General features: G+C 67.9%; 23 protein-coding genes. 14 read left to right on the top strand and 9 right to left on the bottom strand.

All coding sequences use genetic code 11. The features are described 5' to 3' along the window. The 4 genes from AB4Y99_RS11430 to AB4Y99_RS11415 form a co-directional block, all read right to left on the bottom strand. On the bottom strand, nucleotides 1–464 hold a 464-nt coding region (locus tag AB4Y99_RS11430; RefSeq protein ID WP_465248676.1), incomplete at its 3' end, for an HAD family hydrolase. Beyond that, nucleotides 464–1,405 carry a sugar kinase gene (locus AB4Y99_RS11425; protein WP_441523386.1) on the bottom strand — a complete coding sequence of 314 codons (942 nt, stop codon included), beginning with the start codon at nucleotides 1,403–1,405 and terminating at the stop codon, nucleotides 464–466. The genes AB4Y99_RS11425 and AB4Y99_RS11430, both read right to left, overlap by 1 nt. Before the next feature lie 83 nt (nucleotides 1,406–1,488). After that, nucleotides 1,489–2,733 (bottom strand): coiled-coil domain-containing protein, encoded by a 1,245-nt coding sequence (locus tag AB4Y99_RS11420; RefSeq protein ID WP_441523385.1) that lies wholly within the window; start codon nucleotides 2,731–2,733, stop codon nucleotides 1,489–1,491. A 132-nt stretch (nucleotides 2,734–2,865) separates the two neighbouring features. Further along, the gene (locus AB4Y99_RS11415; protein WP_038359302.1) at nucleotides 2,866–3,459 is read right to left on the bottom strand and encodes a DUF1134 domain-containing protein; all 594 of its coding nucleotides are present in this window, start codon (nucleotides 3,457–3,459) and stop codon (nucleotides 2,866–2,868) included. 297 nt (nucleotides 3,460–3,756) lie between these two features. On the opposite strand from AB4Y99_RS11415, the gene AB4Y99_RS11410 reads away from it, so the two are divergent. Further along, nucleotides 3,757–4,308 (top strand): YHS domain-containing (seleno)protein, encoded by a 552-nt coding sequence (locus AB4Y99_RS11410; RefSeq protein WP_441523384.1) that lies wholly within the window; start codon nucleotides 3,757–3,759, stop codon nucleotides 4,306–4,308. A gap of 56 nt (nucleotides 4,309–4,364) precedes the next feature. Here the strand turns inward: AB4Y99_RS11410 and AB4Y99_RS11405 are convergent, their stop codons facing one another. After that, nucleotides 4,365–5,189: a 3'(2'),5'-bisphosphate nucleotidase CysQ family protein gene (locus AB4Y99_RS11405; protein WP_112762794.1), complete on the bottom strand. Its 825-nt coding sequence runs from the start codon at nucleotides 5,187–5,189 to the stop codon at nucleotides 4,365–4,367. Between the two features lie 127 nt (nucleotides 5,190–5,316). Between AB4Y99_RS11405 and chpT the strand changes: the two genes are divergently transcribed. The 6 genes from chpT (at nucleotide 5,317) to AB4Y99_RS11375 (ending at nucleotide 11,636) form a co-directional block, all read left to right on the top strand. Further along, entirely contained in the window at nucleotides 5,317–5,961 is a 645-nt protein-coding gene (chpT, locus tag AB4Y99_RS11400; RefSeq protein WP_038359304.1) for a histidine phosphotransferase ChpT, read from the top strand. A 94-nt stretch (nucleotides 5,962–6,055) separates the two neighbouring features. Next, nucleotides 6,056–8,683 (top strand): hybrid sensor histidine kinase/response regulator, encoded by a 2,628-nt coding sequence (locus AB4Y99_RS11395; RefSeq protein WP_441523383.1) that lies wholly within the window; start codon nucleotides 6,056–6,058, stop codon nucleotides 8,681–8,683. Next, on the top strand, nucleotides 8,680–9,177 hold the full coding sequence (locus AB4Y99_RS11390) for a chemotaxis protein CheW (RefSeq protein WP_038359307.1): 498 nt from the start codon (nucleotides 8,680–8,682) through the stop codon (nucleotides 9,175–9,177). Before AB4Y99_RS11395 ends, AB4Y99_RS11390 begins: the two co-directional genes overlap by 4 nt. Nucleotides 9,178–9,206: 29 nt before the next feature. Continuing rightward, nucleotides 9,207–9,572, top strand: a complete 366-nt coding sequence (locus AB4Y99_RS11385) for a response regulator (protein WP_038359309.1) — start codon at nucleotides 9,207–9,209, stop codon at nucleotides 9,570–9,572. Between the two features lie 67 nt (nucleotides 9,573–9,639). Continuing rightward, nucleotides 9,640–10,749 carry a chemotaxis-specific protein-glutamate methyltransferase CheB gene (gene cheB, locus AB4Y99_RS11380; protein WP_038359311.1) on the top strand — a complete coding sequence of 370 codons (1,110 nt, stop codon included), beginning with the start codon at nucleotides 9,640–9,642 and terminating at the stop codon, nucleotides 10,747–10,749. After that, a complete protein-coding gene (locus tag AB4Y99_RS11375; RefSeq protein WP_133562781.1) occupies nucleotides 10,746–11,636 on the top strand; it encodes a CheR family methyltransferase in 891 nt (296 codons plus the stop codon). Before cheB ends, AB4Y99_RS11375 begins: the two co-directional genes overlap by 4 nt. A 242-nt stretch (nucleotides 11,637–11,878) precedes the next feature. Here AB4Y99_RS11375 and ctrA read toward each other — a convergent pair whose 3' ends face one another. After that, entirely contained in the window at nucleotides 11,879–12,580 is a 702-nt protein-coding gene (gene ctrA / locus AB4Y99_RS11370; protein WP_038359314.1) for a response regulator transcription factor CtrA, read from the bottom strand. A gap of 344 nt (nucleotides 12,581–12,924) precedes the next feature. Here ctrA and fliI point away from each other — a divergent pair, with 344 nt between their 5' ends. From fliI to AB4Y99_RS11355, 3 genes are all read left to right on the top strand, one after another. Then, the gene (gene fliI, locus AB4Y99_RS11365; protein ID WP_441523382.1) at nucleotides 12,925–14,271 is read left to right on the top strand and encodes a flagellar protein export ATPase FliI; all 1,347 of its coding nucleotides are present in this window, start codon (nucleotides 12,925–12,927) and stop codon (nucleotides 14,269–14,271) included. 97 nt (nucleotides 14,272–14,368) lie between these two features. After that, nucleotides 14,369–14,842: a hypothetical protein gene (locus AB4Y99_RS11360; protein ID WP_156115875.1), complete on the top strand. Its 474-nt coding sequence runs from the start codon at nucleotides 14,369–14,371 to the stop codon at nucleotides 14,840–14,842. A gap of 34 nt (nucleotides 14,843–14,876) precedes the next feature. Beyond that, the gene (locus AB4Y99_RS11355; protein ID WP_185747930.1) at nucleotides 14,877–15,230 is read left to right on the top strand and encodes a DUF1304 domain-containing protein; all 354 of its coding nucleotides are present in this window, start codon (nucleotides 14,877–14,879) and stop codon (nucleotides 15,228–15,230) included. Here AB4Y99_RS11355 and AB4Y99_RS11350 read toward each other — a convergent pair. Continuing rightward, on the bottom strand, nucleotides 15,224–16,447 hold the full coding sequence (locus AB4Y99_RS11350) for an MFS transporter (RefSeq protein WP_441523381.1): 1,224 nt from the start codon (nucleotides 16,445–16,447) through the stop codon (nucleotides 15,224–15,226). The two genes, AB4Y99_RS11355 and AB4Y99_RS11350, sit on opposite strands and share 7 nt — an antisense overlap. Nucleotides 16,448–16,674: 227 nt before the next feature. On the opposite strand from AB4Y99_RS11350, the gene fliJ reads away from it, so the two are divergent. Beyond that, a complete protein-coding gene (gene fliJ, locus AB4Y99_RS11345; protein WP_112762799.1) occupies nucleotides 16,675–17,079 on the top strand; it encodes a flagellar export protein FliJ in 405 nt (134 codons plus the stop codon). Nucleotides 17,080–17,266: 187 nt separating this feature from the next. Here the strand turns inward: fliJ and AB4Y99_RS11340 are convergent, their stop codons facing one another. After that, nucleotides 17,267–17,881, bottom strand: coding sequence for a GNAT family N-acetyltransferase (locus tag AB4Y99_RS11340; RefSeq protein ID WP_441523380.1), 615 nt, complete (start codon nucleotides 17,879–17,881; stop codon nucleotides 17,267–17,269). Nucleotides 17,882–17,951: 70 nt separating this feature from the next. Between AB4Y99_RS11340 and AB4Y99_RS11335 the strand changes: the two genes are divergently transcribed. From AB4Y99_RS11335 to AB4Y99_RS11325, 3 genes are all read left to right on the top strand, one after another. Continuing rightward, a complete protein-coding gene (locus AB4Y99_RS11335) occupies nucleotides 17,952–18,392 on the top strand; it encodes a hypothetical protein (protein ID WP_113252655.1) in 441 nt (146 codons plus the stop codon). Between the two features lie 78 nt (nucleotides 18,393–18,470). Further along, nucleotides 18,471–18,863: a CopM family metallochaperone gene (gene copM, locus AB4Y99_RS11330; RefSeq protein WP_441523379.1), complete on the top strand. Its 393-nt coding sequence runs from the start codon at nucleotides 18,471–18,473 to the stop codon at nucleotides 18,861–18,863. Between the two features lie 144 nt (nucleotides 18,864–19,007). After that, nucleotides 19,008–20,045, top strand: coding sequence for a lysylphosphatidylglycerol synthase transmembrane domain-containing protein (locus AB4Y99_RS11325; RefSeq protein WP_038359327.1), 1,038 nt, complete (start codon nucleotides 19,008–19,010; stop codon nucleotides 20,043–20,045). A gap of 4 nt (nucleotides 20,046–20,049) precedes the next feature. Here AB4Y99_RS11325 and AB4Y99_RS11320 read toward each other — a convergent pair. Next, the coding region (locus tag AB4Y99_RS11320) for a DMT family transporter (protein ID WP_441523378.1) at nucleotides 20,050–20,955 on the bottom strand (906 nt) is incomplete at its 5' end.

The raw sequence follows: 20,955 nt of genomic DNA, 5'->3' as shown, positions 1-20,955 counted from the left end.
CGGCTGAGCAGCGGCCGGTACTGCTCCGGCGTCTCGTTGCGGTAGTCGTTGAGCTCGGTCGCGACCACGAGGTCGGCTTGCGCCTCGCCGACGAGCTCGACATCGAGACCGGCGAACAGCGCCCGGTCGCTTTGCCAGCCGATATGATAGACGCGGCTGTGGTGACTTTCGGCGATCAGCGAGCGCGTGACGTCACCGGAGGTGACGAGCCTGTCCCAGGCTCCGCGCGGCACGCGCTTGGCGTCGAGCACGCTTGCGACGTRCTGCGACGGTCCCGGCGCGTTCGAGAGCAGCACCACGGCGCCGCCGCGCTCTCGGAAGGCGGTCAAGACGGCGCAGGCCGGCTCCAGGGCCCAGAGCCCGTCATGGACGACGCCCCAGACGTCGCTGATCAGCACGTCGTAGCGTTCGAGCAGCGCGTCCGCATGCTTCAGGATCGGCACGCTCGTCAGGAGGTCTTGCATCAGGAGTTCCTGGCCTCGCTCGCCATCCGCGCCTCGACATCGGCGCGCYKYGRCAGCGGCGCSACYGCGCCATARCCCWGCGTSGARAGKGCMGCCGCGACATTGGCRTAGGCGCCGGCCGCAAAGGCATCGCCCGTGCGCAGATATTCCGCGAGGAAGGCGCCGTCATAGCAGTCGCCCGCGCCGGTCGCATCGATCGCATCGACCTTGATCGGGCGGAAGCGCTCGCGCCGGACCGGCGTAGCGACGAGCGAGCCCTCATGGCCGAGCGTCAGCGCCACGACCCGCGCGCCCAGCTTGAGATAGAAATCGGCGATGGCGTCGGGCTGGTTGAGACCCGTGAGCTGCGTCGCGTCGTCGAAGCCCGGCAGGACGATGTCGGCCATCGCGCAGGCGGCGTGGATGATCGCGCGGGCCCGCGCCAACGGCCAGAGCTTGAGGCGCAGATTGGTGTCGTAGGCGGTCAGCACGCCGGCCTCGCGCGCCGTCTCAAAGGCCGCGAACACGGCGTCGCAGGCACTGGCCGAGATCGCCTGGCTGATGCCCGACGCCTGGATGATCCGCGCCGAGCGGATCATCCCGAGCGGCAGGTCGCCCGGCCCGTAGAGGCTCGCGGCCGAACCAGCCCGCAGATAGGAGAAGACATGGCCCGAAGGCCCGTGATCGACGAAATAGAGCCCGGTCGGCGCGCTCGGATGCGTCGCGACATGGGCGTCGTTCACACCTTCGCGCTGCCACAGCGCGCGGACCGACTGCCCGGCCATGTCGTTGCCGAGCGCCCCGAGATAGCCGACGGACATCCCCTGGCGCACTGCCGCCACCGCACAGTTGGACGTGTCGCCACCCTGGCCGAACTGGAAGGCGCCGGATTCCGCCCGCGTCGCATTGAACTCGCCGAGCGGCTCGCCGAGGCACAGAAGGTCGATGGGACTGTCGGTCACGGGATTTAAAACCATTGAGATGGCGCGGCGCGCGGGCAAGCTCTCCTAGAACAAGGCCCCGCGCATGGAAACCGCTTTTCGCCTCATTCCGCCGCGTCGCGCCCGGTCGGCTGGCTCATCAGCCGGTCTGCCAGCCGAATGATCTCCTGCCGCAGCGCCATGTTGCCGCCCTGGGCGGCCGTGCTCTTGCGCAGGGCGGCGAGCTCGCGCTTCGCCTCCATCCCGTCGCTGCGCGCCTGCTCCAGCGCGCCTTCGAGCGTCTGCAGCTCGGCATGCAAGGCCGCGATCCGCGCCTCGCGATCCTGCTCAGATCCTGTCACGGTCGCGATCTCCTTTTCATGCTCGCGGCGAGACGTCGCCAGGGCGTGCTGCGCTTCCACGAGCCAGCCCTCCAGGCTGTCGATCCTCTCATGGGCCTGCTTGTGCTCGGCCCGCTCCTGCTCGAGAAGCCGCGATGCCTGCTGCGCCTCGTTCGCCGCGAGGCTACCGCGCGCATCCGCTGCCGCCAGCCCCGCCTCGGCCTGCTCGGCACGCGCCGCAAGCGCATTCGCGCGCAGCCGCTCGCCTTCGCGCTCGGCCGTCATCGCGGCGAGCGCGACCTCGCTGCGGGAGAGACGCTCCTCCGTCACCGCCAGCCGGTCTCCGAATTCGTCGCGCTCGCTCTGAAGCACCATGATCTGCGTGCGGTCCTCGACCTGCGCGAGCCTGAGCCGCTCATGCTCGTCGCGCTGCTTTGTCAGCTCCGCCTCGCGCTCCGCCAACGCAGCTTCGATGCGCCCGACCGTCTCGCGTTCCCGGGCGAGCTCGCCGGACCGTTCGTCGAGATCGGCACCCGTGCCGGTCAGCGCCYGCCGGGTCTCGGCGAGGCTCTGTTCGAGCGCGGCCAGATCCGCGATCCGCTTTTCCAGCGTCGCCGTCGTCGCAGCGTGGCCGCCGCGCTCGGTCTCGAGGGCCGTGCGGGTTTCGTCGAGCTGGCCACGCGTCTGTGCCAGTTCGGCATCGAGCCTCGCGATCCTGTCGTCGCGCTCGGCACGGTCGCGCCTGAGCTGGCCGATCTCCATGTCGCGCCGGCCGACTTCCTGCATCGCGCCGGCCCTGGCGGCGAACCCCTTCTCGGCCTCCTGCTCGGCCGAGCGCATCCGCACGGCGAGTTCGGCGCGCAGATGGTCGCGATCGGCCGCGATCTCGGCAAGGGAGAGCGGAAAGGCCGCTTCGGCGCGCTTGCGTGCCAGGCGGTCCGCCCGGCGCGACAGGGCGGGCACGGCCGCCAGCGCCAGCAGGGCTGCGCACAGGAAGCCGAGCGCGAACAGCATGGCGGCTTCGATCAAGGCTTGCGGCTCCGCATCCGGTCCAACTCAAGCCGAATCCTGCCACGCCCACCCCGCCATGGCCAGAAAAAGCCGATGGGCGGCGGCAGCATCCGCGGCGTCGGAAACCGCGCTGCTAGGCCGGCTGCAGCCTCAGAACGGGTTCCAGGTGGCTTGCGGCGAGAATTTGAGATAGCCGAGATTGACGCCCAGCCGCCAGCCCACCCCGGTCCGGATCGGCACCACCGTGACGCCCCCTGCCGTGAGCGCGGTGAAGCCGAACCCGCCGATGAAATAAGCCGAGCCGTCGACGCCCGCGAAACGCTGATACATCGCCTCGACCGTCGGCAGGTTGTAGACCAGCATCATCGTGCGGGCGCCTTCGCCGCCGAAATCGAAGCCGATCGAGGGTCCCTGCCAGAAGGTGCGGCGATCGCCGGCATTGCGGGTGTAGAGCGTGCCCTCGCCGTAGCGCAGCCCGCCGACGAAGGCACCGGACGCCTCCTGTCCCAGGATATAGCCGTTCGGCTCGCCCCAGCGCCGCACCGCCTCCTCGATCGCCAGCGCAAGGCCGCGCGAGACGTTGCCGAAGAACTTGTGGCCGGAGCCGACGAGTTCGTTCTGCGAGAAGGAGCGCTGGTTGTCATAGTTCTGCGCCTGCGCGATCGCCGGGATCGGCAGCCCTGCGAGGCCGGTTCCGGCCACGGCGAGGCCGCCCTTGATGAGACTGCGGCGGGTCTGGATCATGAACAAGATCTCCGGACAGGGCGGCCGGCAGAACCGGACACCAGAGCGGTGTGTTGGTCCGTCCGATCGGCGCCCGGCGGTTGCTCTGCAACCTGCTTTGGAAGGCGCCACGCGGGCCGGAAGGCGGGCCGATCCTGGGCAATCCGCCGCTCGCTGCCGGACATCGAAAAACGCGACATCCGACAAAAGCGAATCAGTTCGCTAACCAAACTGATACGTTGCAAATCTATCCAAGCCGTGAAGATTTGGACGGAGCCGACCGGCCCATGACCGAGGGAAGACGAGGATTTGCCCGCGATGAAGGCCGCAACATGGCAAAGCTGGGTTTTGCTCGCCATCGGCTGCGTCTCGCTGCCGTTTCTCGCCCGGGCCGCGCTGGCCAATACCCCGGCCACAGCCCCTGCCGTCATCGTTTTTGAGAACGGCCTGCCCGCGGGCCTGCCGCCGCTTCCCTCGCTCGGCGAGACGATGCAGCGCGACCCGCGCACCGGCCTGGCGCTCAACGGCTTCGATCCGGTGGCCTACCACCTCGAAGGCAGGCCCATCGCCGGGCAGCCGGAGCATGAGCTGATCCAGGGCGGGATCGTCTGGCGCTTCGCGTCGGCCGCCAATCTCGCCGCCTTCCGCGATGCGCCCGGCATCTACGCCCCGGCCTTCGCGGGCTTCGATCCGACCGGCGTCGCCGACGGGGTGGCGGTCGACAGCGATCCGAGCCGGTTCGCGGTCGTCGGCTCCCGCCTGTTCCTGTTCCGCTCGGATGAGAACCGCAGGCGCTTCCTGCAGGACCGCTCGCTGCTCGGCGCCGCCGAGGCTCGCTGGAGCACCGTGCTACGCACTGTCGCGCGCTGAGACCTCAGCCCTGGTCTTTTTTCAGGAAGCCGCCCGCCGCCATCCGGGTCGCGGCTTCAGCAGCCGGCGATGGCGCGCCGCGCCAGCCCCTCGCTCGACGCGGCGACGAAGGGCGGATTGCGGAATTGCTGCTCCGTCCGGCCATAACGGGGAACGGCGCCATCGAGCGTCAGGATGATCCCGCCAGCCGCCGACAGGATGGCATCGCCCGCCGCGGTGTCCCATTCCATGGTCTGCCCGCAGCGGACATGGAGATCGGCCTCGCCGCTGGCGATCAGGCCGAACTTGACGGCCGACGACATCGGCACGCCCTTGCCGCGGCACATGGTGGCGGTGATGCCGTCGCTGCGCCCGTCGCCGTGGAAGCGGCTCACCAGAACGACCGGCCCCTCGTCCGGGAGAGCGCGGACCGCAACGCGGCTGGCCGCCCCCGTCAGCGAGCCATCCGCCGCGAAACCTTGCATATAGGCGTGCTCCCCGCCGAACCAAAGGCGCCCCAACGCCGGGGCGGCGATGGCACCGGCGATCGGCCGGCCATCGACCACGATGGCGATCGCAACGCAGTAGCTGTCGCCGCCGGCAAGGAACTCGCGCGTGCCGTCCAGCGGATCGAGCAGGATGAAGACCGCGTCGGGCTTCACGCTGTCGACCGTCTCTTCGCTGATGACGGGAAAATCGGGGAGCAGACGCGCAAGCGCATCCTTCGCCGCCCGGTCGGCCGCGAGATCGGCCGCGCAGACCGGCGAACCGTCCTTCTTGAGCTTGACGTCGCAAGCGGCGCGCATGGCGAGCAATACGGCGGCGCTGGCGCTGGCAGCTTCCGCGAGCTTGCGTCCCAGCCCGTCGCGATCGCGCAGGCGGGGATCCTCACGGCCGATCATGGCGGCCCATCCTTTGAAACTTTGTCCGGGATATGGGGATTAACCACATGAAAACCAAGATGGCACCATACCAGGGAGCAACGGCGCCACGCCGTCGGCGCATCGCACATCCCGGGATTCCACCTTCATGACCGCCATCTCGCTCGATCCGCTCGACCTGGCCGCGCTTCTCTGCAGCCGCGTCTGCCATGACGTGATCAGCCCGGTGGGCGCGATTGTCAATGCCCTGGAAGTTCTGGAGGAAGATGACCCCTCGATGCGCGACTTCGCGCTCGAGCTGATCAAGAAGAGCGCCCGCAACGCCTCGGCCCGGCTGCAATTCGCCCGCCTCGCCTTCGGCGCCGCCGGCTCTGCCGGCGCGATGATCGACCTCGGCGATGCCGGCAACGTCGCCAACGGCTTCCTCAACGACGAGAAGCTCTCGCTCGACTGGGAGGCGCCGCGCGCCCTCCTGCCGAAGAACCAGGTCAAGCTGCTGCTGAACCTCCTGCTCATCGCGACGCAGGCCGTGCCGCGCGGCGGCAAGCTGGTCTCGCGCGCGGTCGTCGAGGGCGAACAGGGCTCCTTCGAGATCACCGCGACCGGCTCGCATGCCCGCATCCCGGCCCATGTCGAGGAGTTGATCGCGGGTCGTTCCGAGAGCGGCGCGATCGACGCCCACGCCGTCCAGCCGCTCTATGCCGGCATGGTCGCCCGGGCCGCCGGCATGGCGATCACCTTCGCGATCGAGGGCGACATGGTCACGATCAAGGCCGCCAAGGCGGAAGCCTGAGCGAAACTCCGCAGTCGAGGTCGGGTTTCAACCGATCATAAACCCTTCTGCTGCTTTAGTTCCCGCAGTGCGTCGCGTTGAGTGATCTTCCTGCATGGACGAGCTGCTGCAAGAGTTCCTGACCGAGACCGGCGAGAATCTCGACACGGTCGATCGGGAGCTCGTCCGTTTCGAGCAGAATCCCAACGACCGCGACATCCTGCGGAACATCTTCCGCCTCGTCCACACCGTCAAAGGCACCTGCGGCTTCATCGGCCTGCCCCGGCTCGAGGCGCTGACCCATGCGGCCGAGTCGGTGATCGGCCAGTTCCGCGACGGCGCGACGGTCAAGCCGAGCGCCGTCACCGCGATCCTGGAGACGATCGACCGGATCAAGGACATCCTGTCCGAGCTGGCCGAAAAGGGGCAGGAGCCGGAGGGCAACGACGAGACGCTGATCGGCGAGCTTCAGGCGCTTGCGAGCCATGCCAAGGCCGAGCTGGTCCAGTCGCCGCCCGACGAGGTGTTCGTCGATCCTGTCGCGGCCTATCTCGCGCGCCACGGCAAGGCCCAGGAAGCCGCCGCCCTCGCCTCGCCCAGCGCCTCCGCTTCCGACGACATCGTCTTTCGCAGCGTGCCGGACCCGCAACGCGGACCGGATGGCCGCATCGAGACCAAGCCACAGGCCCCTGCCGAGGAAGGCGCGGGCCAGCGCACCGGCGGCCCCCCGACATTGCGCGTCGCGGTCGACACCATCGAACATTTGATGACGATGGTGTCGGAGCTGGTGCTGACCCGCAACCAGCTGCTCGAAGTCTCGCGGCAGCGGGAAGATGCCGGGCTGAAAGCTCCCCTGCAGCGTCTTTCGCTGATCACCGCCGAATTGCAGGACGGCGTGATGAAGACCCGGATGCAGCCGATCGGCAGCGCCTGGGCGAAGCTGCCGCGCATCGTGCGCGATCTGAGCAGCGAGCTCGGCAAGCGCATCGAGCTGGTGACCGAGGGCGCCGACACCGAACTCGACCGGCAGATCCTCGACCTGATCAAGGATCCGCTGATCCACATGGTCCGCAACTGCGCCGACCATGCGCTGGAGTCCGCGGAGGAGCGCCGCGCCGCCGGCAAGCCCGAGCACGGCACGATCCGCGTCTCGGCCTGGCATGAAGGCGGCTCGGTCACGATCGCGGTCGGCGACGACGGGCGCGGCCTCGATGTCGGGCGCATCGGCCGCAAGGCGATCGCCGCCGGCCTCGCGACCGAAGCCGAGATCGAGAGGATGAGCGACACCCAGATCGCCCGCTTCATCTTCCATCCCGGCTTCTCGACGGTCGATAATATCACGGCCGTGTCCGGTCGCGGCGTCGGCATGGACGTCGTCAAGGCGAATGTCGATTCGGTCGGCGGCCTCGTCGACATCGCCAGCCGCCCCGGCCAGGGAACGACGATCACCATCAAGATCCCGCTGACGCTCGCCATCATCTCGGCCCTGATCGTCGTCGCCGGCGAGGAGCGCTATGCGATCCCCCAGACGGCGGTGCGAGAGCTCGTGCGCGTCAAGGCCGGCGACGAGAACCGTCTCGAGGACATCAACGGCGCTCCCGTGCTGCGCCTGCGCGGGCGGCTCCTGCCGATCGTCGCGCTCGGCGAGCTGATGGGCGGCGCGAAGAAGGACGGCGCCGACGGCTTCATCGTGGTCACCCAGATCGGCGAGCGCCAGTTCGGCATCCTCGTCGACGGCGTCTTCCACACCGAGGAAATCGTGGTGAAGCCGATGTCGAGCAAGCTTCGGCACATCCCGCTCTTCTCCGGCAACACCATCCTCGGTGACGGCGCCGTCGTGCTGATCGTCGATCCCAACGGCATCGCCCGGCTCGTCGGCGCGGCCGGTTCCGACGCGGCCGATGACGAGGCGGAAGCCGCGCCGGCGCCGATGGCGAGTGGGGAGCGCACCACGATGCTGGTGTTCCGCACCGGCGCCGACCGGATCCAGGCCCTGCCGCTTTCGCTCGTCACGCGGCTGGAGGAGGTCGATGCCGACAGCTTCCAGCACGGCGCGGGGCGCACGCTCCTGCATTATCGCAACCGCCTGGTCCCGGTGACGCCGCTTGGCGAAACCAAGCTGCTGCGCGAAGGGCTCCAGCCCCTCGTAATCGTCTCGAATGGCGAGCAGACCGCCGCGCTCGCGGTGGAGACCATCATCGATATCATCGACGAAGAATTCGAGCTGGAGTTGGCGACGTCCGGCGAGCGGGGCGTGATCGGTTCGGCGATCCTGCGCGGCCGCGCCACCGACATCGTCGATCTCGCCCATTACCTGCCGCTCGGCGAGCCCGGCTGGACCGGCGCAGGCCGGGCAAACGTGGCGCCGGAGCATGTCCTGCTGGTGGAACCCTCGGAGTTCCTGCGGGAGATGCTGAGCCCCGTGCTGCGGGCCTCAGGCCGCATCCTCGCCACCGCGGCCGACGGCAACGCCGCCTCGCAGGCGGCGATGGCGCCGGAGGTCGGCATCGTCCTCGTCGATCTCGACCGCGACCTCGAGGCCGCGCTGGAGCTGATCGTCGCGCTGCGCGCCCGCCCCCGTGACAATCCGCTGCGGCTTCTCGGCCTGACGACCTGCGCGACGCCGGAACTGCACCGCCGGGTGACCGAGGCCGGCGCCGACGGAATCGTCGCCAAATTCGACCGCCGCGCCCTGCTGGGCGAGTTGAACGCCAGCGGCTCTACGATGAAGGACGCCGCATGACCGGAAGCCCGAGCCATGACCAGGGCCCGGCGCCGCATTTCGCGGATTCGCTGGACTATGTGACGGTCCGGATCGGCGGACAGCTGCTGGGGCTGCCGATCGAGCGCGTGCGCGACGTCTTCATCACCCATCGCATCACGCTCGTTCCCGGTGCACCGCCGGACATTGTCGGCCTGCTCAATCTGCGCGGCCGCATCGTCACCGCGATCTGCCTGCGCAGCCGGCTGGGTTGCCCGGTCCCCGAGACGCTCGACCAGAGACATGCCGAATTGACGGCGATCGGCCTCGACCATCGCGGCGAGGCCTATGCGCTGATCGTCGACGCCGTCGGCGAGGTCGTCCGGCTCGATCGTTCGACCCTCGAGCCATTGCCCGTCAATCTCGACAGGACATGGGCCGCGCTGGCGGGGGGCGTTCACCGCCTTCCCCACGAACTGCTCGTCATCCTCGATCTCGACGCCGTTCTTGACCTTGACCTGCAAGCCGCAGCCTGAGTGCCCGGCAGAGTTTCTGGAGACAGACCATGAAGTACTGCCTCGTTGTCGACGACTCGGCGGTGATCCGAAAAGTAGCCCGCCGCATCCTCGAAGGGTTGCAGTTCCGCATCGCCGAGGCGGAAGACGGCGCGCGCGCCATCGACGCCTGCAAGGGCGAGATGCCGGACGCCGTGCTGCTCGACTGGAACATGCCGATCATGGACGGCTACGAATTCCTGCGCACGCTGCGCCAGATGCCCGGCGGCAAGCGGCCCAAGGTCGTATTCTGCACCACCGAGAACGACATCGCCCATATCGCCCGGGCCATGCATGCCGGTGCCGACGAATACATCATGAAGCCGTTCGACAAGGAGATCGTGGCGTCCAAGTTCCATCAGGTCGGGCTGCTCTGAGCCTCGAGGCTCGCAACGCTTCCTCGCCTTCGATGACGACGCCTTTCCACAACCGGGTTGCGCCAGCATGATCGTTTCGCGTTCAGCCTCGCCCGGTTCCGGCCGGCACAAGACGGTCGTCATAGCCGATGACTCGGCGGTCGTGCGCGGACTGTTCGCGCGCTGGCTCGGCGAAACCGGCAACTTCCATGTCGTCGCCGTGGCCGGAGACGGCGAGACGGCGCTGGCCCATGCCGGCCGCTTCAAGCCGGACGTGCTGGTGCTCGATCTTGACATGCGTGGCGTCGATGGCCCCAGCGCCCTGCCGCACATCCTGCGGGAAAGCCCGCACACCAGCATCCTGCTCGCGGCGACGCTGAACGAGCGCAATACGCGCCTCGCCCTGGAATGCATGACGAAAGGCGCGATGGATCTCGTCTCCAAGCCCGACAGCCGCGCCGGCATGACGCTGTCGCTCGACTTCCGCAGCGAGTTCCTGCTGAAGCTCGGCAACATCGCCCAATCCGCGACCCAGCCGGGGACGTTGCCGCCCGAGGTCGATCTCGGCTGGCCGGCCGGCCATACCGATCTGCGGCCCCTCGTCTGGGCGATGCCGCGCTATCTGCTGATCGGCGCCTCGACCGGCGGCCCGCGCGCCGTCGCTCGGGTCCTTTTCGACATCGGCGACGCGCTGAGGGACATCACCACGCTCGTCGTCCAGCACATGCCTCCCCTGTTCACGGCCTCCTTCGCCGAGCAGGTCGCAAGCCATGTCGGCATCCCCACCCGCGAGCCGTTCGATGGCGAGCGCCTGGCGCGCGGCACCGTCTACATCGCGCCGGGCGGGCGGCATCTCGGCATTGACCGGAGGCTCGGCCATATCGTGGCGGCGATCAGCGACGGCCCCCCGGTCAATTTCTGCCGCCCGGCCGTCGATGTCCTGTTCGGCGATGCGGCCCGCCATCTCGGCGCCGCGGCGCTGGGGCTGGTGCTCACCGGCATGGGCAGCGACGGCACGGACGGCGCCGCGGCCCTGCGCCAGGCCGGAGCCGCCGTCGTCGCGCAAGACGAACAGAGCAGCACGATCTGGGGTATGCCCGGCTCGGTCGTGCGTGCCCGCCACGCCAGCGCGGTCGCGCCACTCGACGAGATCGGTGGCGCGATCCGGGCTCTCCTGCGGGGAGCGCCGCCGGCATGACGGAAACGGATTTCGCCTTCCTGCGCCTGCTGCTGCGGCAGCGTTCCGGCCTGGCTCTGGGCACCGACAAGCGCTATCTCGCCGAGAGCCGTCTGAGCATCCTGTGCCGGCGCCGCGGCATCGAGAGCATCGAGGTGCTGATGCAGCGAATGCGGCTCGGCCGCGATCCCCAGTTGGAGGCCGCCGTGGTCGAGGCGATGACCACCAACGAGACCCTGTTCTTCCGCGACCGCACGCCGTTCGACCTCTTCCGTGATGTCCTGCTGCCCGAAAAGCTCGCTGCCAACGCGGCTTCGCGTTCGCTGCGCATCTGGTGCGCCGCGGTTTCGAGCGGCCAGGAGGCCTATTCGCTCGCCATGCTGATCGACGACATGGCCGAGCGCCTTGCCGGCTGGAAGATCGAGATCCTCGGCACCGACATCTCCGGCGACGTGCTGGAGAAGGCTCGTTCCGGCATCTACAGCCAGTTCGAGGTGCAGCGCGGCCTGCCGATCCAGATGCTGCTGAAGCATTTCAGCCAGCGCGGCGACAAATGGCAGATCGCCGACCGGCTGCGTGCGAAGGTCGATTTCCGCCAGCACAACCTGCTGGAGCGCAACGACCATTTCGGCCGCTTCGACATCGTGTTCTGCCGCAACGTCCTGATCTATTTCGACGTGCCGACGAAGGAGAAGGCGTTGGACCTCCTCGCCCAGCGGCTCGCGCCGGCGGGAGGCCTCGTCCTGGGAGCGACGGAAACCGTCGTCGGCCTCGTGACGGCGTTGCAGCCTGACCCGCAGCACCGCGGGCTTTACCGGCCGGCGACCGGGCCACGGCCGGCGGCGACACCCGCATTTCCCCGCCCCCTCGATCGGCGCGCGCCCGGTCGCAACGCCACCGCACATTGAAGCTGGGCGAAGGTTCTCGAGGCGAAGGTTTTCGAGGGGCGAGGCGCCGCCGGAAACACTCCGAACGATCCGGGCCCTTTCCGATCCGGCCCGGCAGAGCTCGTCCAGAAAGAGCCCGATAAACAAAAACCCCGCCTTGCGGCGGGGTCCCGYCGACCTGTCGTGTACATCCGACGATCAGGTCAAAACTCTTATCTCCCTGCCGCGTGACCGTCGCATGACGACGAAGCGACGGGAATGCGTCAGGCCGGGATGCGTTCCTCGACGTCGGAAGGCTCGCGCAGCACATAGCCGCGGCCCCAGACCGTCTCGATGTAGTTCTTGCCGTCCGAGGCGTTCGCCAGCTTCTTGCGCAGCTTGCAGATGAAGACGTCGATGATCTTGAGCTCGGGCTCGTCCATGCCGCCATAGAGATGGTTGAGGAACATCTCCTTGGTGAGCGTCGTGCCCTTGCGGAGCGARAGCAGCTCCAGCATCTGGTATTCCTTGCCGGTCAGGTGCACGCGGGCGGCATCGACCTCGACCGTCTTGGTGTCGAGATTGACGACCAGATCGCCGGTGGTGATGACCGACTGGGCGTGGCCCTTCGAGCGACGCACGATCGCGTGGATGCGGGCGACCAGCTCGTCCTTGTGGAACGGCTTGGTGAGATAGTCGTCGGCGCCGAAGCCGAGGCCCTTCACCTTGTCCTCGATCCCGGCGAGGCCGGAGAGGATCAGGATCGGCGTCTTGACCTTGGCGACCCGCAAGCTGCGCAGAACCTCGTAACCCGACATGTCGGGGAGGTTCAGATCGAGCAGGATGATGTCGTAGTCGTAGAGTTTGCCGAGATCGACGCCCTCTTCGCCGAGATCCGTCGTATAGACGTTGAAGCTCTCGGATTTGAGCATGAGCTCGATGCTTTGAGCGGTCGCGCTATCGTCCTCGATCAGCAGAACCCGCATGTCCACGTCCCCAATTTCGCCCGCAGGGCAGGTTGATCGCTCTTTTCGCCCGGACCAGCCCGGAACCGGACGACGACGCACTTGCCCGATGAAACGCCACGCGACACGCTACGGTGAATTGGTTAACAAACCGTGATTCCCGAGCGCAAGGGCTTCCTTGGAGAAAGTGAACGATCCTTGTCCAGGTGAGTCGAATTTGACACGGATCGACGAGCACTCCTCCGCGAAAACGCCGTTTCGCGGAGACCGCCTCGGGAAACGGGGCAGCAAAAGCCCCGCGACACGCAGCGATCTCGAAACACAGTGTTAATCACAGAGGTAAAYGAAAGRTTGACGAAGGCCTTATGAGCAACCCTTCACACGGTACTGGACGGCTCTCGGCCCTGGCCTCCGCCATCGACGGCCTGGACGGAATGACGGTCTATGGCCGTGTCATCGGCGTGCGCGGCTTGCTCGTCGAGGTCGCCGGTCCCATCGGCGCGATGAGCCTGGGCGGCCGGGTCGGCATCGAGATCGCGCCGGACACGCGCGTCCCCTGCGAAGTCGTCGGCTTTTCGGGCGAGAAGGCGCTGGTCATGCCCTTCGGCGGTCTCGACGGTGTGCGCCGCGGGTGCCCGGCTTATGTCGACCGCGCGCAGCCGGGCCTCTCGCCCACCTCGGCCTGGCTCGGGCGCGTCGTCGATGCGCTCGGCCGTCCGGTCGATGGCGGCCCGCCGCTGCCGCAGGGCGACACGCTCTACGCCTTTCGCGCCGATCCGCCGCCGGCCCACGCCCGGCGCCGCGTTGGCAAGCCGCTCGACCTCGGCGTGCGCGCGCTCAACGCCTTCCTGACCTGCTGCCTCGGCCAGCGCATGGGCATCTTCGCCGGTTCGGGCGTCGGCAAGTCGGTGCTGCTTTCGATGCTGGCCCGCTATGCCCGCGCCGACGTCAACATCATCGGCCTCGTCGGCGAGCGCGGCCGCGAGGTTCAGGAGTTCCTGCAGGAGGACCTCGGGCCGGAGGGCCTCGCCCGCTCGATCGTCGTCGTCGCGACCTCCGACGAGCCCGCTTTGATGCGCAAGCAGGCGGCGCTCACCACCCTGACGCTCGCCGAATATTTCCGCGACCGCGGCCTGCAGGTGATGTGCCTGATGGATTCGGTGACGCGCTTCGCCATGGCGATGCGCGAGATCGGGCTCGCCGCCGGCGAGCCGCCGACGACCAAGGGCTACACGCCGACCGTCTTCGCCGAATTGCCGCGCCTTCTGGAGCGTGCCGGGCCAGGCACCGAAGACGGGGCCATCACCGGCCTCTTCACCGTGCTGGTCGATGGCGGCGACCATGACGAGCCGGTCGCCGACGCGGTGCGCGGCATCCTCGACGGCCATATCGTGATGGAGCGTTCCATCGCCGAGCGCGGCCGCTATCCGGCGATCAACATCCTGAAATCGGTCTCGCGCACCATGCCGCGCTCCTGCGACCCGGCTTATTACCCCGTCGTGCAGAAGGCGCGCGCCACGCTCGCGACCTATGCCGACATGGAGGAATTGATTCGCCTTGGCGCCTATCGCCAGGGCGCCTCGGCCGAGGTCGACGWGGCGATCCGCCTCAGCCCGGCGCTGGAGGCTTTCCTCAAGCAGGCCAAGGACGATGCGACCTCGCTTCCGGAAAGCTATGCCCGCCTCGCAGCGATCATGAGCGAAGGCGCATGAGCACGGCATCGCCAGGAGGACGCCCTATGACAGGCCGAGGCCCTGACGCCGGCAGGGGACGCTATGTTACAGTCGCCGCCTGCGGAAGGACATCTCGATGCTGCGCTCTTTCCTGATCCTGTTCGTGCTGCTCTCGGGCTCCGCGGCTGCGCGGGCCACGGAGCCCGCCTTGGAACTGATCGGGGCGGGACCTTCCGCGATCACCCTATCGCCCCGGACCGTGGCCACCCTTCCCAACGTCGACCGCGACGTCACCTTCGCCACTTCGAAGGGCCCATCGACCGCGCATTACAGGGGCGTGCTGCTGTGGGACGTCCTGCAGGCGAACAAGGTTTTCGACGGCCTCGATCTCAAGGCTCAGCTCGCCAAGACCATCCTCGTCAATGCCCGGGACGGCTATCGCATTGCCTTCTCGATCGGCGAGATCCATCCGGATTTCGGCAATCTGCCCCTGCTCCTGGTGACGGCGATCGACGGCAAGCCGCTCGACCAGGACTGGCGCCTCGTCGCTCCCGGCGACAAGCGCGGCGCGCGGGCCGTGCGCGACGTCGTGAAGATCGAGCTGCGCTGAAGCCCGCTGCGAACGCCGACCGGAGACCCAGAGCTTGATCGCCACCATCCTGACCGGGCTCGTAGCCCTGATCCATGTCTACATCGCCGTGCTGGAAATCTGGCTCTGGGATACCCCGCGCGGACGCCGGGCCTTCGGCCTCACGCCGGAATTCGCCAAGCAGTCACGGGTGCTGGCAGCCAATCAAGGCCTCTACAATGCCTTTCTCGCCGCGGGGCTCGGCTGGGGCCTCTGGCTCGGGCCGGCAGGCCTTTCGATCAAGCTGTTCTTCCTGGCTTGCGTGCTCGTCGCAGGCCTCTTCGGCGCGGCCACCGCGAGCCGCAAGATCCTCTACATTCAGGCCCTGCCGGCGGCGCTCGCCTTGCTGGCCCTGCTCGCCGGTTATTGAGAGACGGCCGGCGCCCGCGCGAGCAACCGCGCCAGCGCGAGCATCGCGAAGAAGCCGAAGAACTGGATCACGGCGGAAAAGATCAGCGTCGCACTGGCGCCGAGACGCTCGATCAGCACCGCGAACAGCAGTGGCGCCACCGCGAAGGCGATGTTCTGCGGCACGGTGAGCTGGCCGAGCATCGCGGCAAAGCCACGCCGCCCGAAGAGCGCGAGCGGCAGCGTCGCACGCGCCACGGAAATGACGCCGAGCGCCGCGTTGAAAACCGCGACGAAGATTCCGGCCGCCACGATCCCCGTCGGCGCCAGGGGCAGGATAAGGCAGCAGAGCGGCCCGAGCAGCAGGCCGAAGAGCGCGACGCGCTCGACYGGCAGCCTCTCGCCCAGCGTGGCGTCGATCGCCCGAGCGACGATGGTGGCGGGTCCACCCAGCGTCGCGATCCAGACCGCCTCCGTCTGCGTCAGGCCGCCCTCCCGGAACAGGCTGATGAGATGCAGCGGCAGCCCCCAGGAAACCAGGCCGCTGGCGGAGAAGGCGAAAGCCGTCAGCCAGAACGCCATCCGCCGCTTTCCGGGCTCGACCCGCCCGGTCTCGAGGGAGGAAGCTGGCGCGGTCCCGGCGGCCGCCGGCGCAGGATGTCCGTGGAAGCGCGGAACCGCCGCATAGATCGGCAGGACGATGAAGAGCTGCATCGCTGCGAAGACGAGCAGCGTCGCGCGCCAGCCGAAGGCATCCATGAGGATCGCCGTCAGCGGCCAGAACAGGCTGGAGGACAGCCCCGTCACCAGCATCATCAGGCCGATGACCCGCCGTGTCCGCTCGCCCATGAGCTGCGCGACAGCGACGTTGCCGACATTGGCGAGCGACATCGCATGGCCGATCCCGATCACGAACCAGCTCGCCAGATAGCTGATCGGCCCTTGCGCCATGGACAGCACCGCGAACCCAAGCGCGCAGATGATCGCGCCCACGCACATCGAGCGGCGCGTCCCTTCCCGGTCGAGCACGCGGCCGATCGCGGGGGCGACCAGCGCGCCCGTCACCAGCAGGATGGTGATGCCGCCGAAGACGATCTCGGCATTGAGCCCGAGGTCACGGTCGAGCGCCTGCATCAGCACCGAGGGCGAATAGAAGGTCGTGCCCCAGCCGATGAGCCGCGTCGCGACCAGCCCGCATAGCAAAGGCCCGTGGCCGGAAAAACGAGATGAGGACGGCAAGGCGAGGAACCCGAAAGAACGGCCGGCTGACCGCCGGAAACTGACTAGATCATCCTGTCACGCCGCGGCAGCAGCGCGGATGCGACTTGAACATGCAGAAAAGACAGTCCTTTCCGGTAAGAAAGGGTCAACCTCCTTGCGCCTATTGTGACGCCGTCTCGCGGAGTTTTCCGGTCGCAGGCCGAGGGGTCGGCCGCGACCATGCGCGATCAGGAGTTGAAAACGAGATGAAGTCGCGAGAGACGCTTCTGCGGCTGAAGCGCTTCCAGGTCGACGAAAAACGTCGCCGGGTGAGCCAGATCGAGATGATGATCGCCGACTTCAATCGGATGGCGAACGATCTCGATCGTGAAATCCACTCGGAGGAAGCACGCGCCGGGATCTCCGATCCCGCGCATTTCGCCTATCCGACCTACGCCAAGGCGGCGCTTGGCCGGCGCGACAATCTGCGCCAGTCGGCCGAGAACCTGCAGGGCCAGCTCGACGAGGCCAAGGCCGAATTGCAGGAGGCCTTCGAGGAGATGAAGAAGGTCGAGATCCTCGACGACCGCGAACGGGCGACCGAGCGCGCCGCCGAAGCCGCCCGCGACCAGGCGACGATGGACGCCATCGGGCTGCGCTCGCGGGCCTGAGCGCTTCCGACCGAAAGCTATCAGAAGGCGGAAGCCCACAGGCTTCCGCCCTTTTTGTTTGCCGGCGATACGGCCGACCGGGACAGGGCGTCATTCTCGGGCTTGCCCCGAGAATCTCATGACCAGAGCGCTCTGATTTCCGAGATGTTCGGGTCAAGCCCGAGCATGACGGCGGTGGATCGCGCCCTCAGGCGACGACCGGGTGGTGCGGCACGCAATCCCGCCGCATCTGGCCCGCCAGCCGCGGGTCGTCGTTGACCTCGATGCCGCGCTTGAAGACCTTGAAGCCCGAGCGCTGGTAGAAGGCGAGCGCACCCTGATGGTCGATGGTGCAGGTATGCACCCAGAAGCGCGAGATCGGCTTCGCCCAGGCCAGCGCCAGCGCCCGGTTCATCAGCCAGCGTCCGGCTCCCTTGCCGAGCACGGGCTCGTCGAGCCCGAAGAAGGCGAGCTCCGCCTCCCCCGCCTCGCGAAAATCGAGTTCCAACAGCCCGACATCGCGCCCCTCATAACGTGCGGCATAGATCGCGACGGATGGATCGGTGAGGGTCGCCTCCAGCTCGGCACGCGGCTCGGTAAGGCGGCTGAACCACATCCAGCGCTCGCCGAGCAGCCGGTAGAGGGCGAGATAGCGCTCCGTATCGCACCCGTCGATCGGCTCGAGGGAGAAAGCCCCGGTTCCCGGCGGGTCGGGCCGCTCGGCCGGCTTCGCGAACATTTCCAGCGACGTGACGACCGCGGCGATCTTGCCGGGCGGTAGGTCCGTGGTACCAGTGAGACTGATGGTCAGGGTCTGCGTCAAGGCGGCATCCGATGGTGGTTTTGAGTCTGCCGCGATCATGACACGATCCCGGCCGAAAGATCATGGTGCGATGACGCATGGCAGGAGCATATCGCCGCCGGATCGGCGGTACGGGAACGGGCAGCGGCTGCGGCTGCTGTTCGCGCTCCTGGTGATGTGCCTCGCCGTGGTCCCCCATGTCACGCTCGCCGCTTCGCTGATGCGCATGCCCGTGACAGCCTCGGGCCAGCATCAGGCGAACCCGCTCGGAACACCCGCCGCGAGCGCCTTGACCGCTACCGAAGTTGCACCCTGCCACCAGCCTTCGCCTTCCGCGAAGGGGCATCCCGCCGGYGCGCCGCCGATCTGCTGCATCATCGGCTGCGGCCTGATCGCGGAAGCCCCCGTGATCGCCCTGCCCTCGCGGACGATCCTCTGGTCGCGGCCCGGCCTCGCTTTGGCCGAGACGCGCGCCGGCATCTCGACCGAGCCGGCCAAGCCGCCGCCCCGAAGCGGGCTCGCGCGAAGCTGAATCCTTTTCCCGTTTTCAGGCGGCTTCCGACACCGTTGCCGGTGCGAGCCGTCATTCGTTCTCACAGGAATCCGAACAATGAATCGCTTCAAATCGTCCCTCGCGGCGCTCGCACTCGCAGCCGCCTTCGCCGGCCCCGGCTTTGTCGAGCAGGCCTTGGCCCAGCATCAGGGCCATGGCGGCGGCACCATGAAGATGGACAGCGCGAGCACGGACAGCGCCGCGACCAAGGCCTTCAAGGAAGCCAACGCGAAAATGCACAAGGACATGGACATCCCCTATTCCGGCGATGCCGATGCCGATTTCGTGCGCGGCATGATCCCGCATCACCAGGGCGCCATCGCCATGGCGCGGGTCGTCCTCGCCCATGGCAAGGATCCCGAGATCCGCAAGCTCGCCGAGAACGTCATCCGCGACCAGGAGAAGGAGGTCGGCGAGATGCGTGAATGGCTCAGGAAAAACGGCAAGTAGCCGCTATCAATCCGGCAGGCGGCGGCAACGCCGCTTGCCCTCGGCCCTCCTCGCTGGCAAGAGGACGTGAAGGTTCGCGCCGCTGCGGTGACGACGCGGGCCTGCTTGCCAAGCCCTTTCGAAGTCCCTCCCGTCGCGGCCTTCATGAAACGCTATCTCGATTATCTCTGGCCGATCATCGGGCTCGTCGCGGTCGTCTGGTCCGTCGAGCTGCTTTGGGACAAGCTCAAGGCCGAGGCCGGCACGGACGCGGCCATCGAGGCTCTGCTCCAGAACGCCAATCTCTGGCAGAGCATCAAGATCATCGCCCACCGCATCGGCCACAAGATCGCGGTGATCCCGCCGAACGCCTTCTTCCACGCCGCGCTCGCCACCCTCGTCGCCTATGCGGCGCTCGCCTGGTACGACCGCATCGCCCTGATGCATCTGCGCAAGGAGAAGGGCATCTCCTGGCTCTACATCTCGCTCTGCTCCTTCGTGACCTATGCGCTCTCGCACAATATCGGCGCCTCGGTCTTCTCGGGCGGCATGGTGCGCTACCGTGCCTATACCGCGAAGGGGCTGACGGCGGCGGATGTCGCGATCCTGATCGCGCTCTGCTCCTTCACCTTCGCCTTCGGCACGCTGCTGCTGTTGGGAATCGTGCTGGTCTACGAGCCGGAGATCCTGCGGCCGCTGACGCGGCTGTCGAAATGGTTCGCCATCGGCGACGGCACGGCGCGCCTGATCGGCGTCGGCATGCTCGTCTTCGTCGCGCTCTACACCATCGGCTCCTGGCTCAAGTTCAGGCCGGTGAAGATCGGCAAGTTCGAGGTCATCTATCCGCGGCTGCGCATCGTCGCGAGACAATATCTCGCCGCGCCGCTCGAGCTCGCCGGCGCCGCCGGCATCATCTATTTCGCCCTGCCGGACCAGGGCAATCCGGGCTTCATGGTCGTGCTCGGCGCCTTCCTGCTCTCCTTCTCCGCCGGCCTGCTGAGTCAGGTGCCGGGCGGCGTCGGCGTGATGGAGGCGGTCTTCCTCGCGGTGATGCCCGGCGTGCCGGCACCGGCCGTCTTCGCCGCCCTGCTGATCTGGCGGCTGTTCTATCTCATCCTGCCGCTGGTGATYTCGCTGCCGATCGTGGTCGCCTTCGAGCGTGCGCAGCTCAAGCGCAGCACCCGCATCGCGCCGCCGCCCTGACGGGTCAGCGCGCCCGTTCCGGGCGCTTCAGCGCGATCGCCGCCGCACCGAACATCAGCAGCGCGCCGACTGCCTCGGAGACGCCGAAGGGCTCGCTCAGGACGATGACGCCGACGCCGACGGCAATCGCCGGGCTGATGAAGGCGTAGAGCCCGGCGCGGAAAGCGCCCCAATCCCTCAGCAGCCGCATATAGATGGTGAAGCCCATCAGCGAGCCGCCGATGATGAGGAAGACGATGGCAGGCAGCACGGGCGAACGCACCAGCGCAGCGAAATCGGCACGGCCGACCGGCTCGACCAGGGCGGACACAGCCGACAGGCCGACGCCGCCGATCAGCGTCTGCCAACCGGCCAGCGTCAGCGTCGGCATCGTGCCCGCGATCGGCCGCGAGAGCACCGCGCCCGTGCAGTAGAACAAGGTGCCGAAGGCGACCGCGGCGAGCCCGACCGCCTCCAGCGGGTCGCCATGCACCGCCGAAAGCCCGCCCAGCGCCCGCGTCGCGAAGAGGAAGCCGAGCCCCACCGTGCCGAGCCCGATCGCGGCGAGCTTGCGCGCGTCGATGCGCTCGCCCTCGATCGCGCGGCTCGCCAGCAGGGTGAAGATCGGGATCGTCGCGAAATTGACGATGGCCGCGAGCCCGGTCGGCGCATGGGCGGTGCCCCAGAACAGCAGGCTGTAATTCGCGGTGTTGAGCAGCAGCGCCGTGACGATCAATCGCGGCCAGGCTCCAGCAGGCACTTTCGGCAGGTCGCGCCCGGCCCAGAGCAGCATCAGCACGCCGGCAAGCGAAAAGCGGACGGCGGCCAGGAACACCGGCGGCACATGCGAGGCACCGACCTTCACCGGCAGCCAGGTCAGCCCCCAGACGAGGCACATCACGGCGAAGAGGGCGGCATTCCGGTTCATGAT

The organism is Allobosea sp. TAB14 (assembly GCF_052113865.1).
GTDB classification, from domain to species: Bacteria; Pseudomonadota; Alphaproteobacteria; order Rhizobiales; family Beijerinckiaceae; genus Allobosea; species Allobosea spartocytisi.
This window is presented reverse-complemented; position numbering and strand designations above follow the sequence as displayed.